Genomic DNA, 14,482 nt, shown 5'->3' with positions numbered 1-14,482 from the left:
CCCAGCCCTCGCGCCGGGCACCGCCCGCTCCCGAGCCACGCCCCTCACGGCGGCCATCCCACGCACACCGGCCGCACCCCTCGCGGCGCCCACCCCCCGCGCACCGGCCGCGGCGCCCCTCACAGCGCCCTCAGCGCCGCGGCGGTCACCCGCGCCAGGTCCGCCGGGTACTTCTTGTCGACGCCCTGGCGCACCACCAGCGCCCGCCAGTACAGCGGCCCGGAGACCAGGTCGAGGGCCAGCTCGTCGTCGAAGCCCCGGCTGATCTCGCCGCGCTCCATCGCCGCGAGCAGGACCTTGTTCGCGACGCCCTCCTGGCCGTCCCGCAGCGCCTTCTGCACGGCCTCGGCGATGTCCGGGTTGCGCGCCGACTCGGCCTGGAGGTCGGGGATGATCTGCGAGGCCACCGGGTGGCGCAGCGCCCGCGACATGAACTCGTACAGGAGCCGCAGGTCGCCCTCCAGGCTCCCCGTGTCCGGCACCGGCAGGCCCTGCACCGCGATCGCCGAGACGTTCTCCAGGACCAGGTGCAGCTTCGACTTCCAGCGCCGGTACACCGCCGTCTTGCCGACGCCGGCCCGCCGCGCGATGCCCTCGATCGACATGCGCGCGTAGCCGACGGACGCCAGCTCCTCGAAGACGGCCGCCCTGATGGCCTCCGTCACGTCCTCACGGAGCACCGCGGCCCCTGCCGGTGCCCTACGGCGCGTACGCGCTCCGGCACCCTCGGCGTTCGTCGTCATGCGCCCCAGCATAGGGCGTAGCGACGATACGGGCTCGTCGCAACGCGCCACGTCACAACGAAACCGTCTCGTCGCAACGCCCCACACACGCCCCGAACCCACACCAACCCCACCCCGACGCCACGACGATACGGTTGCGTTCCAACGCCCCCACGCCCTACGCTCACGTTGCGACGATACGGTGCCGTCCCGTCGTAAGGAAACATCAAGAGAACCGTAAGAAAACACGGCTCCCCCAAGGCCCCCACAGCGTGGACGGCGACAGTGAACGGACCCACCCCCGGACCCCGCCCCCCGGATCGCACACCCCCACCCCCGAAAGAAAGCAGCGGATGTGAGCCAGGCACTCGACACACCGCCCCGGACGCCCCTGACCCCCACCCCGCCCCAGGACCTCAAGGCACTGGCCGAGCGCCACGGGCTGTCGGTGAGCGGGGCACGCCCGTCGCTGCCGCAGTACGTCCGCGACCTGTGGGCCCGCCGGCACTTCATCACCGCGTTCGCCACGGCGAAGCTGACGGCGCAGTACAGCCAGGCGAAGCTGGGCCAGGTCTGGCAGGTCATGACACCGCTGCTGAACGCGGCCGTGTACTACCTGATCTTCGGCGTGCTGATGGGCACGAAGAAGGGGGTGCCGGACTACATCCCGTTCCTGGTGACGGGCGTGTTCGTGTGGACGTTCACGCAGAGCTCGATCCTGGCGGGCACCCGCGCGATCTCCGGCAACCTCGGCCTGGTGCGGGCCCTGCACTTCCCGCGCGCCGCGCTGCCGGTGTCGTTCTGCCTCCAGCAGCTCCAGCAACTGCTGTTCTCCATGGCCGCGTTGGTGCTGATCCTGCTGGCGGTGGGGGTGCCGCCGGCGCTGTCGTGGTTCCTGGTGATCCCGGCCCTGACGCTCCAGTTCGTGTTCAACACGGGCGTCTCGATGGTCATGGCCAGGCTCGGCGCGAAGACGCCGGACATCGCGCAGCTGATGCCGTTCGTGCTGCGCACCTGGATGTACGTCTCGGGCGTCATGTGGAGCATCGACCAGCTGGTCAGGAAGCACCACGACTGGCCCTCCTGGGTCGGCCAGGTCCTCCAGGCCAACCCGGCCTCGGTCTACATCGACCTGATGCGCTACGCCCTGATCGACAGCTTCCACTCCAGCCAGCTCCCGCCGCACGTGTGGGCTCTGGCCGCCGGCTGGGCACTCGTCGCGGGCGTCGGCGGTTTCATCTACTTCTGGAAGGCTGAGGAGACGTACGGCCGTGGCTGAGAACACCCCGAACCCCAGCACCAACCCGAACCCCGCCCCCACCGTCGTAGCCGACGGCGTCGACATCGTCTACCGCGTCAACGGCACCGGCAGCCGAGGCTCCGCGACCGCCGCCCTGAACCGCATCCTGCGCCGCAAGAAAGCGGAGAAGGCGGCCGGCACCCGCCTCGTGCACGCCGTCAAGAACGTCTCCTTCGTCGCCTACAAGGGCGAGGCGATCGGCCTCATCGGCACGAACGGCTCCGGCAAGTCGACGCTGCTCAAGGCGGTCGCGGGCCTCCTCCCCGTGGAGAACGGCAAGATCTACACCGACGGTCAGCCCTCCCTCCTCGGCGTCAACGCGGCCCTCATGGGCGACCTCACCGGCGAGCGCAACGTCTACCTCGGCGGCCTCGCGATGGGCATGTCCCGCGAGCAGATCAAGGACCGCTACCAGGAGATCGTCGACTTCTCCGGCATCAACGAGAAGGGCGACTTCATCTCGCTCCCCATGCGGACGTACTCCTCCGGCATGGGCTCCCGCCTGCGCTTCTCCATCGCCGCCGCCAAGGACCACGACGTCCTCCTGATCGACGAGGCCCTCGCGACCGGCGACGCGAAGTTCCAGCGCCGCTCCGAGGAACGCATCCGCGAGATGCGCCGCCACGCCGGCACGGTGTTCCTGGTCAGCCACAACAACAAGTCGATCCGGGACACCTGCGAGCGGGTGCTGTGGCTGGAGCGGGGCGAGCTGCGGATGGACGGGCCGACGGAAGAGGTCATGAAGGAGTACGAGGAGTTCACGAGCGGCAAGAAGAAGGCGGCGTAAGCAGACAGTCCGCTTATACGACCGCACCCCACCCGCACCGCCCGCACCGCCCACGCCGCCCGCTCCGCCCAACGCCGCCCCCCGCCGCCCCGCACCACCCCTACGCACGCAAGGGCGCCCCCAGCCGACCAGCCAGGGGCGCCCTCATCCACGTACCCCTACGAATGCGCCCGCAGCATCGACCGCATGGTCCGCATGGCCACCGACAGGTTCGCCAGGTCGAACGAGTCCGACCCCTGGATCTCGTCCAGTGTCACCCGCGCCCTCCCCAGCAGCGCGGCGTTCTTCGACTCCCACGCCTTGAACCGCTGCTCAGGAGTGGACGTCCCGTTCCCGACGGCCAGCACATCGGACGTCAGGGACGCGTGAGCGGCGTACAGATCCTCCCGGATCGAAGCCCGAGCCATGGACTGCCACCGGTCCGCGCGCGGCAGTTCGATGATCCGGTCCATGAGCTGGGTGATCCGCAGCCGGTCGGCGAGGTCGTAGTACACGTCGGCGACGTCCAGCGGATCCTTCCCGCTGCGGTCCGCGATGGACACGATGTCCAGCGTCGGGAACGCGGACGAGAACCCGGCGACCCGGGTCGCGCACTCGTCCGGCACGCCCGCGTCGGTCAGCTCGTCGTGGATCCGCTGGTACCACTCCAGATCGGCCCCCCGCAGCAGCTTGGGCAGCTGGGACCAGACCGACTCCACGCGGTCGGCGAAGAATTCGACGGTCTCGGCGAGCTGGAGCGGCTGCGGCCGGTTGTTGAGCAGCCACCGCGTCCCGCGCTCGACGAGCCGCCGCGAGTGCAGCCGGATCCGGGTGAGGACGTCGGCCCGGACCCGGTTGTCGAGGGCTTCGACGGCGTCCCACACCCCGGCCGAGCGGAAGATGGTCCGCGCGGCGGTCTGCGCGCGCACGATCTCCTCCAGCGAGGCCCCGGTCTCCTCGCGCAGCCGGTGCAGATAGGTCGTCCCGCCGGTGTTGACGGTGTCGTTGACCAGCACGGTCGTGGTGATCTCGCGCCGCAGCGGGTGGCTGTCGATCTGCTCGGCGAACTTCGCGCGCAGCGCGCTCGGGAAGTACGTGTGGAGCAGTCCGCGCAGGTAGGGGTCGTCGGGGAGCGTGGTGTGGAGCAGCTCGTCGGAGACGGTGATCTTCGTGTACGCGAGGAGTACGGCGGTCTCGGGACCGCTCAGCCCCTGCCCGGCGGCGAGCCGTTCGCGGATCTGCCGGTCGGTGGGCAGGAACTCCAGCGCCCGGTCGAGGTGCTTCTCGCGCACGAGGTGCTTCATGAACCGCTGCTGCGCGTGGAGCATGTCGCCGGACTGGGCGAGCGCGTTGGCGATCGCGGTGTTCTGCGCGTAGTTGTTGCGCAGGACGAGCCGGCCGACCTCGTCGGTCATCTCGGCGAGGATCTTGTTGCGCTGCTTGACGGTCATGTCGCCCTCGGTGACGAGCCCGTTGAGCAGGATCTTGATGTTGACCTCGTGGTCGGAGGTGTCGACGCCGGCGCTGTTGTCGATCGCGTCCGTGTTGATCTTCCCGCCGGTCAGCGCGAACTCGATGCGCCCGAGCTGGGTGAGCCCCAGGTTGCCGCCCTCGCCGACGACCTTGACGCGCAGGTCGGCGCCGTCGACGCGGATGGCGTCGTTGCCCTTGTCACCGACGTCGGCCTGGGACTCGGCGGAAGCCTTGACGTACGTCCCGATGCCCCCGTTCCACAGCAGGTCGACCGGCGCCCGGAGGATCGCCTTCATCAGGTCGGCCGGGGTGACCTTGGCGATGCCGGGCTCGATGCCGAGGGCCTCGCGGATGTGGCCGTTGAGCTGGATGGCCTTGGCGCTGCGGGGGAAGATGCCGCCGCCGGCGGAGATCAGGTCGACGTTGTAGTCGCCCCAGCTGGAGCGGGGCAGCTCGAACAGCCGCCGCCGCTCGGCGTGACCGACGGCCGCGTCCGGGTTCGGGTCGATGAAGATGTGCCGGTGGTCGAAGGCGGCCACCAGCCGGATGTGCTCGCTGAGCAGCATCCCGTTGCCGAACACGTCCCCGGACATGTCGCCGATCCCGACGACCGTGAAGTCCTCGGTCTGCGTGTCGACGCCCAGCTCCCTGAAGTGCCGTTTCACCGACTCCCAGGCACCGCGCGCGGTGATCCCCATGCCCTTGTGGTCGTACCCGGCGGACCCGCCGGAGGCGAAGGCGTCCCCGAGCCAGAAGTCGTACGACTCGGCGACGGCGTTGGCGATGTCGGAGAAGGTCGCCGTCCCCTTGTCGGCCGCGACGACGAGGTACGTGTCGTCCTCGTCGTGCCGGACGACGTCCTTCGGGGGTACGACCTCCCCGCCCGCGAGGTTGTCGGTGATGTCGAGCAGCGCCGAGATGAACGTCCTGTAGCTGGCGACGCCCTCGGCGAGCCACGCGTCCCGGTCCACGTTCGGGTCGGGCAGCTGCTTGGCGACGAACCCGCCCTTCGCGCCGACCGGCACGATCACGGTGTTCTTGACCATCTGTGCCTTGACCAGCCCGAGGATCTCGGTCCGGAAGTCCTCGCGCCGGTCGGACCAGCGCAGCCCGCCGCGCGCGACCTTCCCGAACCGCAGGTGGACGCCCTCGACGCGCGGCGAGTACACCCAGATCTCGAACGCCGGGCGCGGCGCGGGCAGGTCGGGGATGGCCTGCGGGTCGAACTTCATCGACACGTACGCGTGCGGGGTGCCGTCGGCGGTGGTCTGGAAGAAGTTGGTGCGCAGGGTCGCCTTGATGACGGTCAGGAACGAGCGCAGGATCCGGTCCTCGTCGAGCGAGGCGACCTGGTCGAGCGCGGCGTCCAGCTCTTCGAGCAGCGCGTCGACGATCTCGCGCCCGGCACTCTGCCGCTCCGGCGACATCCGCGCCTCGAACAGGGAGACCAGCAGCCGCGTGGTGTGGACGTTCGTACGGAGGGTGTCCTCCATGTAGTCCTGGCTGAACGTGGATCCGGCCTGGCGCAGGTACTTGGCGTACGCGCGCAGCACCATCGCCTGCCGCCAGTTGAGCCCGGCGCCCAGGACCAGCGCGTTGAACCCGTCGTTCTCGGCGGCGCCGGTCCAGGTCGCGGCGAACGCCTCCTGGAACCGCTCGCGCCCGTCGTCGCCCAACTGCTCGACGCTGCCGGGGACGCGGAGCCCGAAGTCGTAGATCCAGGAAGACGAAGAGCGGTCGGCGCGGTCGGCGGAGCGCAGTTCGTAGGGCCGCTCGTCGATGACCTCGACGCCGAGGCGGTTGAGGACCGGCAGCACCGCGGAGAGGGAGACGGGCTCGCCGGTCCGGTAGATCTTGAAGCGGCGCTCGTCGGGCGCGGCGCCGACCGGCTCGTACAGGCTGAGCGCGAAGTTCTCCCGCTCGCCGAGGCGTTCGAGGTGGACGAGGTCGGCGACGGCCGCGCGCGGGGTGTGGTCGGCCTTGTAGCCCTCGGGGAACGCGGTGCCGTAGCGGCGCAGCAGTTCGGCGGCGCGCTCCTCGCCGCACTCGGCGGTCAGCGCCTCCGCGAACGCGTCCGCCCAAGAGCGGGCCGCCTCGACGAGCCGCGCCTCGATGCGGTCGCGGTCGGCGTCGGAGAGCTGCGGCAGCTCGGTGCCCTGCGGGACCCGGATCACGAAGTGCAGCCGGGACAGGATCGATTCGGTGTTCCAGGCGGTGAAGTCGACGTTCGTACCGCCGAGTTCCTCGCGCAGGATGTCGATGATCCGCAGGCGTACGCCCGTTGTGTACCGGTCGCGGGGCAGGTAGACCAGCGCGGAGTAGTAGCGGCCGTACTCGTCCTGGCGCAGGTAGAGCCGCAGCCGCCGGCGTTCTTGCAGGTAGAGCACGCTGGTGACGATCGACCGCAGCTCGTCCACCGGGATCTGGAACAGCTCGTCGCGCGGGTACGTCTCCATGATCTGGAGGAGGTCGCGGCCGTCGTGGCTGTTGCGGGAGAACCCGGCGCCGGTCAGCACCTCGTCGACCTTGCGGCGGATCACGGGCACCCGCAGCACCGACTCGGTGTACGCGGCCGACGAGAACAGGCCGAGGAAGCGCCGCTCGCCGACGACATTGCCGTCCGCGTCGAACTTCTTCACGCCGACGTAGTCCAGGTACGACGGCCGGTGCACGGTCGCCCGGCTGTTGGCCTTCGTCAGCACGAGCAGCTTGTGCTCGCGGGCCTTCGCGCGCGCGTCCGCCGGAAGCCGCTCGAAGGACGGGCTGACCGGGTGGGACTCGTCGGCGTCGTGGTGCGGATCGGCGCGCAGAATGCCGAGGCCCGTACCGGGTACGGCGGTCAGCGAGTCGTCCTCGCGCAGTTCGTACTCGCGGAAGCCGAGGAACGTGAAGTGGTCGGCGGCCAGCCAGCGCAGCAGCTCACGGGCCTCCTCGACCTCCGGCGAGGGCAGGTCGCCCGGCACGGACTCGGCGGGCAGCTCGTCGGCGATCCTCAGGGCCGCCTCGCGCATCTTCTCCCAGTCCTCGACGGCCTCCCGGACGTCCGACAGGACGCGCAGCAGGTCGGCGGTGATCTGCTTCAGGTCCGCGCGGTCCGTCTCGCGGTCGACCTCGACGTGGATCCACGACTCGACGTGCGCGTCGTGCGGGAGGCCGGCGGCCGACGGCAGGATCTCGATCAGCTTGCCGGTGACGTCACGGCGGACGACGACCTGGGGGTGGATGACCAGGTGGATGCCGCGCGACTGGCGGGACAGCTCGTTGGTGACCGAGTCGACCAGGAACGGCATGTCGTCGGTGACGACCTCGACGACCGAGTGGCTGCACGTCCAGCCGTTCTCCTCGACGGTCGGGGTGTGCACGCGGACGTTCGCCGTGCCCTGGGGGCGGTTCTCGGCCAGGCGGAAGTGCGAGTAGGCGGCGCCGAAGACGTCGACCGGGTCGCGGTCGCCGAGGTCCTCCGCCGCCGTGTGGAGGTAGTACCGCTGAAGGAAGGAGAGAACGGTGTCGTGGTCCGGGGGTGAGACGTCCGACCCGGAGGCGCTCGGATCACCGGCGGTGCCCTCCGCGGTCGTCCCGGTCGGTAGGTGCCCCCCGACCGGGCTGTTCTCAGCGACCCGCGCGGCCCTTTCGAGCAGCTCGGCCTTGGCTTCGTCCAGCTTGGTCTGCATTGTCCTCTGGCTCCTGTCGCGCGCCGTTGCGTGACGTAGAAGGAAGTTCGGTCTCTTCCCCCGGCACGGGACGCCTCGACGCGGGGTGTCCGGTCTGTTTCGACGCTATGCCGCGGGGGGAGACGGACGAGGGGATATCCACGCCCCGGAGGTGTGACGCCGCTCTCGGCGCCGCTGTCCGGGGTGCGTACGACGTCCAGGAAACCGTCGGTTTTCCGCCTCGCCCGCGAAGACCAGCGACCGCCGCCCGGTGCCGGAGACAATCCGTGCCGACCGGGCGCAGGGCAGGGGAAAACGCACCCCCGCGAGATATCGCGCTGATCACGGCACCAGGCTATCGCTCATCACCGGGGGCCCGTCATGAGCCGTATGTGTACAAAACAGAGCACCGAACTTCGACACCCTGCACAGACCGAGCACGAAATGCCCCCCATGCTCCCCCCGTCCGCCCCCTTGCCCCCGACGCACCGGTCCGTCCAACCCCTCTTCGGCAGGCGGCGTTTCCTACTGTCCTCTCACCTGCCGGGGGGCGGGGGTGAGGCGGAGCGGGGTGAGGCGGAGCGGGGTGAGGCGGGGCCGGCCGGGGTGGGGCGAGGTGAGGCGGAGCGGGGTGAGGCGGAGCGGGGTGAGGCGGAGCCGGCCGGGGTGGGGCGGGGTGAGGCGGGGCCGGGCGGGGTGGGGTGAGGCGGGGCCGGGCGGAGTGGCCCAGACCGGCTCGGCTCGGCTCGGCTCGGCTCGGCTCGGCTCGGCTCGGCTCGGCTCGGCTCGGCTCGGCTCGGCTCGGCGGGGAAGGGTACGGCGTCGGCGGCGCGGCGCTCAGCGGCTGCGCGACGAGGGATACGGCGCGCGCACCAGCCGTACGGCCCCGGCGCTCTCCCCCAGCCGCCCTACGCCACCATCCGCTCGGCCGTCTCCACCGCCTCCGCCAGGGAGTCCACCACCGGCACGCCGACCTCCTCCAGGCTGGTGCGGCTGTGCGAGCCCCCGGTGTAGAGGACGGCCAGCGCGCCCACGTGCCGGGCGGCGAGGGCGTCGTCCGAGGCGTCCCCGATGACCACCGTGCGCCCGGGGTCGACCTCGGCGAGCGCCTTCAGGTGGCGCACCATGTGCTCGGCCTTGCTGCCGCCCGACGGCCCGATGCGCCCCTCGACCCGGACGAAGTGCGGCTCGATCCCGAACCCCCGGACCAGGGGGACGAGTTCGGCGTGCTCGTACATGCTCAGGATGGACTGGCTGTGCCCCGACTCCCCCCACCGCCCGAGCAACTCGGCCACGCCCGAGGTGAGCGAACATCCCCCGCTGTGCTCGGCGTAGTACCGGTGGAAGAGGACGTCCATCACGGCCCACTCCGCCTCGGTGGGCAGCCGCCCCATCAACCGCTCGTAGAACTTCGGCACCGGAACCGTGTACAGCTCCCGATACCGCTCCAGCGTGATCGGCGCGAGCCCGATCTCCGCGAAGGCCGCATTCGTCGCCCCGATCACCGCCTCGTTGTCGTGGAACAGGGTCCCGTTCCAGTCCCAGACGATGTGCGCACCACCCGACTTCCCCATGCCCCCCAACGTACCCGCCCCCACTGACAATCCCACCCGAGCCCCACAACACCGCAGGTGGGAGAGGGGTTCACCCCCCGAGCAGGGGTTCACCCCCGGAGCCGGCCTCCAGGACGGTGAGCCCGAAGGTTCGCCCCCCGAGCAGGGGTTCACCCCCCGAGCCCCACCAGCCCCGGAATCTCCTGCGTCGCGAACCACAGCAGCTCGTGGTCCTCGGCCCCGTCCACGACGAACTGCGCGTCGTCGTCGCCCTCGTCCGCCGCGGCCAGCGCCGAGGCCGCCGCGGTGATGTCCGCCTCCGCGTCGGACGCGTCGACGTGGACGGCGGCGGCCTTGGCGAGCCGGAGGACGCCGGAGACCCGGACCTCGCCGAGCGCGGCGTCGTCCAGCGCGCGGTCGGGGTCGGCGACGGCCCGCCCGTCGGCGACGTCCAAGGCGACGACGACCCGCCGCCGGGGCGCCCCGGCATCCGCGGCGAGCTGCCGCAGGGAGGCGAGGGCGGCGCGGCCGAGGGCGGCGTACTCCAGTTCCTCGATGTCGTCCGACAGGTACCACTCCCGCAGCGCGGGCGTGACGGCGTACGCGATCAGCGACCCGTCCCCCAGTTCCCCCGTCTTGTACGACTCGGCGAGCCCGGAAAGGGTCAGGGGGACGTAGACGCGCATGGACGGCCGCTTTCCTGCTCGGAGACTCCGCTTGATTCCCCCCGAGGATACGTGCGCCGGTCCCCTTTCGAGTCCCCCGCCAACCGCGCGAAACCGTCAACCGCGCGAAAAAGCCAGATCATCCCACCCCCGCCCGACCAGCACGTCCGCACCCGCGATCACCCATAACGGTTGACTTTCCGCCCCCTCCTCCCCGCCCCTCCGCCGCCTTGCCACCACACGATCACTCCCCGTACAAGATCCACAGCAAGAAGTTACCGCCCGGTATGCACCTACCCCGGGCCGACGAACGGAAAGAACCATGCGCAAGGTCATGACGAGGACACAGAACCGCCTCCAGCCCGCCCCCGGCACGCCCCAGCCCCGCACTGTCACCGCCCCGGGCACCCCCGGCACCCCTGAGCCCCGCACCCTCACCGCCCCCGGCACCCCCGGCGGCCGCCCGCCCGGCACCCTCACCCGCACCGCACCCCCCGCCGGCCGCCCGCCGGGCAACCGCACCGCCTCCCGCACCCGCCCCACGGACAACCGCCCGCCCGCGACCCGAACCCCCCGGCCGACCCGCTCCCCCGCCCCGGACGCCGCCCCGAACACCGCCCTGGACGCCGCCCGCGTCCCCGCCCAGACCCCCCGCAGGCCCGTCGCCCCGCCCCAGCCCCACCCCGCGGACCTCTTCGCGGAACGCCTCCTAGCCGTCCTGACCGGCCGCCGCCCCGTCCACGCGATGCTCCGCCACACCCTCGGCGACGCCTACGACGACCTCGCCCGCCTCGCCGAACACGGCCCCCTGCGCACCCGGGGCGCCGCCCCGGTCCTCCGCGACCTCGGCTACGAGATCCCGCGCCCCGGCGCGATCGAAGCCTTCGCCCGCGTCTCCACCGGCCCCCGCCTGCGCGCGATGGCCTTCCGCCTGGAACTCGGCACGGACCGCCGCTGGCGCTGCACAGCGGTGGAACTGGACGGCAGGAATCCCTGAGCCCTACCCCAAGCCCTCTACCCCTGGCCCCGAGCCCCGAGCCCCGAGCCCCGGCAAAGCCGAAGGGCCGGACACCCGGAGATGTCCAGCCCTTCTCAGCTTCCGCCGTACTTACTCCCGGCTCACTTGCGGCGCCGCTTCGCACCCTTCGCCTGCTTACGGCGCTCCGCGCGCGTCAGCCCGTCCGCCTCCGAGCGCACCGGCTCGTCGTCCGCGTCGAAGTCACCCTCGATCGTCCCGCCCTCACCGTCGACGGTGGGCGCGGAGAAGTGCAGCCCCCGGCGCTGGGGCGCGTCGAGCCCCTTCGCCCGGATCTCGGGGCGCGAGCCCGCCTGCGCGGGAACCGCGTCCTTCTTCTCCAGGTCGGCCGGCGCGTCCGAGACGGGCACCTCCTCGACCTGCTGCTCGACCTGGACCTCCAGGTTGAACAGGTAGCCGACGGACTCCTCCTTGATCCCGTCCATCATGGCCGTGAACATGTCGAAGCCCTCGCGCTGGTACTCGACCAGCGGGTCCTTCTGCGCCATCGCGCGCAGCCCGATGCCCTCCTGGAGATAGTCCATCTCGTAGAGGTGCTCACGCCACTTGCGGTCGAGGACGGACAGCACGACCCGCCGCTCCAGCTCACGCATGATCTCGGAGCCGAGCTGCGTCTCGCGCTCCTCGTACTGCCCGTGGATGTCGTCCTTGATGGACTCGGAGAGGAACTCGGCGGTGAGCCCGGCACGGTCGCCCGCGGCGTCCTCCAGCTCCTCGACGGTGATCTTCACCGGGTAGAGCTGCTTGAACGCGCCCCACAGCCGGTCGAGGTCCCAGTCCTCGGCGAAGCCCTCGGCGGTCTCGGCGGCGATGTACGCGTCGATCGTGTCGTCCATGAAGTGCACGACCTGCTCCTGGAGGTCCTCGCCCTCCAGGACGCGGCGGCGCTCGCCGTAGATGACCTCGCGCTGCCGGTTGAGCACCTCGTCGTACTTCAGGACGTTCTTGCGCGTCTCGAAGTTCTGCTGCTCGACCTGCGACTGCGCGGACGCGATGGCGCGGGTGACCATCTTGTTCTCGATCGGCACGTCGTCCGGCACGTTCGCCATGGACATCACGCGCTCGACCATCTGCGCCTTGAACAGCCGCATCAGGTCGTCACCGAGGGAGAGGTAGAACCGCGACTCACCGGGGTCGCCCTGACGCCCGGAACGGCCGCGCAGCTGGTTGTCGATACGGCGCGACTCGTGCCGTTCGGTGCCCAGCACGTACAGCCCGCCGGCCGACTCGACCTCGTCCTTCTCCGCCTTGACGGCCAGCGTGGCCTTCTCCAGGGCGGCGGGCAGCGCCTGCGCCCACTCCTCGATGTGCTCCTCGGGGTCGAGGCCGCGCTGGCGCAGCTCCGCCTCGGCGAGGTCCTCGGGGTTGCCGCCGAGCTTGATGTCCGTACCGCGGCCAGCCATGTTCGTGGCGACCGTGACGGCGCCCTTGCGGCCCGCCTGCGCGACGATCGTCGCCTCGCGCTCGTGGTGCTTCGCGTTCAGCACCTCGTGCTGGATACCGCGCTTGGAGAGCTGCTGCGAGAGGTACTCCGACTTCTCGACGGAGGTCGTGCCGACCAGGATCGGCTGGCCCTTCTCGTGCTTCTCCGCGATGTCGTCGACGACCGCCTCGAACTTGGCGACCTCGGTGCGGTAGATCAGGTCCGACTGATCCTTGCGGATCATCGGCCGGTTGGTCGGGATCGGGACCACGCCGAGCTTGTAGATCTGGTGGAACTCGGCGGCCTCGGTCATGGCCGTACCGGTCATGCCGGACAGGCCGGGCTGTTCCTTGTCGTTGTGGTCGTGGCGCTTGTAGAGGCGGAAGAAGTTCTGGAGGGTGATCGTGGCGAGCGTCTGGTTCTCGTCCTTGATGTCCACCCCCTCCTTCGCCTCGATCGCCTGGTGCATGCCCTCGTTGTACCGGCGGCCGGCGAGGATACGGCCGGTGTGCTCGTCGACGATCATGACCTCGCCGTCCATGACGACGTAGTCCTTGTCCTTCTTGAAGAGCTCCTTCGCCTTGATGGCGTTGTTCAGGTAGCCCACCAGAGGGGTGTTCACCGACTCGTAGAGGTTGTCGATGCCGAGCCAGTCCTCGACCTTGGAGACCCCGGACTCGTGGATCGCGACCGTGCGCTTCTTCTCGTCGACCTCGTAGTCGCCGGTCTCCTCGATGCCCTTGAGGGGGTTGCCCGCCTCGCCCCTCTTCAGGCGCAGGACGAGCTTGGCGAAGTCGCCGTACCACTTCGTCGCCTGGTCGGCCGGGCCGGAGATGATCAGCGGGGTACGGGCCTCGTCGACCAGGATCGAGTCGACCTCGTCAACGATCGCGAAGTTGTGCCCGCGCTGGACGAGCTCGTCCTGCGACCACGCCATGTTGTCGCGCAGGTAGTCGAAGCCGAACTCGTTGTTCGTGCCGTACGTGATGTCGCACGCGTACTGCTCGCGGCGCTGCGCGGGCGTCATGTTCGCGAGGATGCAGCCGACCTCCAGACCGAGGAAGCGGTGCACACGGCCCATCATCTCGGAGTCGCGCTCGGCCAGGTAGTCGTTGACGGTGATCAGATGAACGCCCTTGCCGGACAGCGCGTTCAGGTACGCCGGCAGCGTACCGACCAGGGTCTTGCCCTCGCCGGTCTTCATCTCCGCGACGTACCCCATGTGCAGCGCGGCGCCGCCCATGATCTGTACGTCGTAATGCCGCTGGCCGAGGACGCGCTTGGCGGCCTCACGCACCGTGGCGAACGCCTCGGGCATCAGGTCGTCCAGGGTCTCCCCATCGGCGTACCGCTGCTTGTACTCCTCGGTGAGGGCCCGCAGCTCGGCGTCGGAGAGGTCGACGAAGTCCTCTTCGATGGAGTTGACCTGGTCCGCGATGCGGTGCAGCTTGCGCAGGATCTTGCCTTCGCCTGCACGCATGAGCTTCGAGAGGACGGACACGGGGGTTGGTCTCCTTGCCGGTCGGGCCTGGGACGGTCGGGTTCCTTATGAATTGCTGAGCAACGGCCATCGTATGCGAGGACCCTGCCACGCCGGGAGGCCCGCCGTGACACAGCCCACCCGCCGCCCCACACTCCTACAACGCCGAGCCCTCCCGGATAGTGCCGCCCACCCCAACCAATCTGAACAAATCGTAACCACCCCGAACAACTCCCCCTCACCACAACCCCCGCACCCCCGCACCCCCTCTCCCCTCTCCCCTCGGCACGCGGCAGCGGCAGCGGCAGCGGCAGCGGCAGCGGCAGCGGCAGCGGCAGCGGCAGCGGCAGCGGCAGCGGCAGCGGCAGCGGCAGCGGCAGCGGCAGCGGCAGCGGCAGCGGCAGCGGCAGCGGC

Annotated in this window: 8 protein-coding genes; 3 read left to right on the top strand and 5 right to left on the bottom strand. The window is 70.5% G+C overall.

What is annotated here, in order from left to right; translation table 11 throughout:
* Positions 1-119: 119 nt before the first annotated feature.
* The gene (locus tag ACLZOT_RS45165) at positions 120-743 is read right to left on the bottom strand and encodes a TetR/AcrR family transcriptional regulator (protein ID WP_416975090.1); all 624 of its coding nucleotides are present in this window, start codon (positions 741-743) and stop codon (positions 120-122) included.
* 334 nt (positions 744-1,077) lie between these two features.
* Here ACLZOT_RS45165 and ACLZOT_RS45160 point away from each other — a divergent pair, with 334 nt between their 5' ends.
* Positions 1,078-2,001: an ABC transporter permease gene (locus ACLZOT_RS45160; protein WP_416975089.1), complete on the top strand. Its 924-nt coding sequence runs from the start codon at positions 1,078-1,080 to the stop codon at positions 1,999-2,001.
* Positions 1,994-2,809: an ABC transporter ATP-binding protein gene (locus ACLZOT_RS45155; RefSeq protein WP_416975088.1), complete on the top strand. Its 816-nt coding sequence runs from the start codon at positions 1,994-1,996 to the stop codon at positions 2,807-2,809. The genes ACLZOT_RS45160 and ACLZOT_RS45155 overlap by 8 nt, the downstream gene beginning before the upstream one ends.
* A 158-nt stretch (positions 2,810-2,967) precedes the next feature.
* Here ACLZOT_RS45155 and ACLZOT_RS45150 read toward each other — a convergent pair whose 3' ends face one another.
* From ACLZOT_RS45150 to ACLZOT_RS45140, 3 genes are all read right to left on the bottom strand, one after another.
* Complete coding sequence (locus tag ACLZOT_RS45150; RefSeq protein WP_416975087.1) at positions 2,968-7,932, bottom strand: NAD-glutamate dehydrogenase; 4,965 nt, start codon at positions 7,930-7,932, stop codon at positions 2,968-2,970.
* 887 nt (positions 7,933-8,819) lie between these two features.
* Entirely contained in the window at positions 8,820-9,485 is a 666-nt protein-coding gene (locus tag ACLZOT_RS45145) for an HAD family hydrolase (protein WP_416975086.1), read from the bottom strand.
* Positions 9,486-9,634: 149 nt separating this feature from the next.
* A complete protein-coding gene (locus ACLZOT_RS45140) occupies positions 9,635-10,150 on the bottom strand; it encodes a DUF6912 family protein (protein ID WP_416975085.1) in 516 nt (171 codons plus the stop codon).
* A 301-nt stretch (positions 10,151-10,451) separates the two neighbouring features.
* On the opposite strand from ACLZOT_RS45140, the gene ACLZOT_RS45135 reads away from it, so the two are divergent.
* Positions 10,452-11,126, top strand: a complete 675-nt coding sequence (locus ACLZOT_RS45135) for an Rv3235 family protein (RefSeq protein ID WP_416975084.1) — start codon at positions 10,452-10,454, stop codon at positions 11,124-11,126.
* 122 nt (positions 11,127-11,248) lie between these two features.
* Here the strand turns inward: ACLZOT_RS45135 and secA are convergent, their stop codons facing one another.
* On the bottom strand, positions 11,249-14,089 hold the full coding sequence (secA, locus tag ACLZOT_RS45130) for a preprotein translocase subunit SecA (RefSeq protein ID WP_416975083.1): 2,841 nt from the start codon (positions 14,087-14,089) through the stop codon (positions 11,249-11,251).
* Positions 14,090-14,482 lie beyond the last annotated feature (393 nt).

Source organism: Streptomyces sp. 4F14, from assembly GCF_048159485.1.
Classification (GTDB): domain Bacteria; phylum Actinomycetota; class Actinomycetes; order Streptomycetales; family Streptomycetaceae; genus Streptomyces.
The sequence above is the reverse complement of the archived record's forward strand: the minus strand, read 5'-3'. Positions and strand labels throughout refer to the sequence as shown.

Excerpts from the sequence above, each read along its gene's own strand:
- ACLZOT_RS45140 (WP_416975085.1), bottom strand. The coding sequence starts at position 10,150 with ATGCGCGTCTACGTCCCCCTGACCCTTTCCGGGCTCGCCGAGTCGTAC.
- ACLZOT_RS45135 (WP_416975084.1), top strand. The coding sequence starts at position 10,452 with ATGCGCAAGGTCATGACGAGGACACAGAACCGCCTCCAGCCCGCCCCC.
- ACLZOT_RS45150 (WP_416975087.1), bottom strand. The coding sequence starts at position 7,932 with ATGCAGACCAAGCTGGACGAAGCCAAGGCCGAGCTGCTCGAAAGGGCC.
- ACLZOT_RS45165 (WP_416975090.1), bottom strand. The coding sequence starts at position 743 with ATGACGACGAACGCCGAGGGTGCCGGAGCGCGTACGCGCCGTAGGGCA.
- ACLZOT_RS45145 (WP_416975086.1), bottom strand. The coding sequence starts at position 9,485 with ATGGGGAAGTCGGGTGGTGCGCACATCGTCTGGGACTGGAACGGGACC.